Raw genomic sequence first — 671 nt, 5'->3', positions numbered from 1 at the left:
TCCTCGGCCACCCGCCCGCCGAGCAGCGCGTCGAGCCGGTCGAGCAGCTCGCTCTTGCGCAGCACGTAGCGATCCTCGGTCGGCACCTGCTGCGTGAAGCCGAGCGCCGCGACGCCGCGCGGAATGATCGACACCTTCTTCACCGGGTCGCAATGCGCGCGGCATTGCGCGACGAGCGCATGGCCGGCCTCGTGATACGCGATCGTCACCTTCTCCTGCTCGTTCATCACGCGGCTCTTGCGCTCCATGCCCGTCATCGCGCGGTCGATCGCCTCGTCGAAGTCGGCCATCTCGATCGCCGGCTTGCCGAGCTCGGCCGCGTGCAGCGCGGCTTCGTTGACGACGTTCGCGAGATCCGCGCCGACGAAACCCGGCGTGCGCGACGCCAGCTCGGTGAGATCGACGCCGGCCGCGAGCTTCACCCGCTTCACGTGCACGCCGAGGATCTGCTTGCGGCCGATCTGGTCGGGCCGGTCGATCGCGATGTGCCGGTCGAAGCGGCCCGGGCGCAGCAGCGCGGGGTCGAGGATTTCCGGCCGGTTGGTCGCGGCCATGATGATCACGCCGGAATTGGCCTGGAAGCCGTCCATCTCGACGAGCAGCTGGTTCAGCGTCTGCTCGCGCTCGTCGTTGCCCGACATCACGCCGACGCCGCGCACCTTGCCGAGCGC

1 protein-coding gene is annotated in these 671 nt (G+C 69.6%); it reads right to left on the bottom strand.

Annotation, left to right across the window (positions count from 1 at the left end; all coding sequences use genetic code 11):
* A partial coding sequence (locus HWY45_RS36285; RefSeq protein ID WP_176118487.1) for an AAA family ATPase occupies positions 1–671 on the bottom strand: 671 nt, incomplete at both ends.

The organism is Burkholderia stagnalis (genome assembly GCF_902830275.1).
Lineage (GTDB): Bacteria > Pseudomonadota > Gammaproteobacteria > Burkholderiales > Burkholderiaceae > Burkholderia > Burkholderia stagnalis.
Note: the sequence above shows the minus strand (reverse complement) of the source record. Positions and strands in the feature narration are given on the sequence as shown.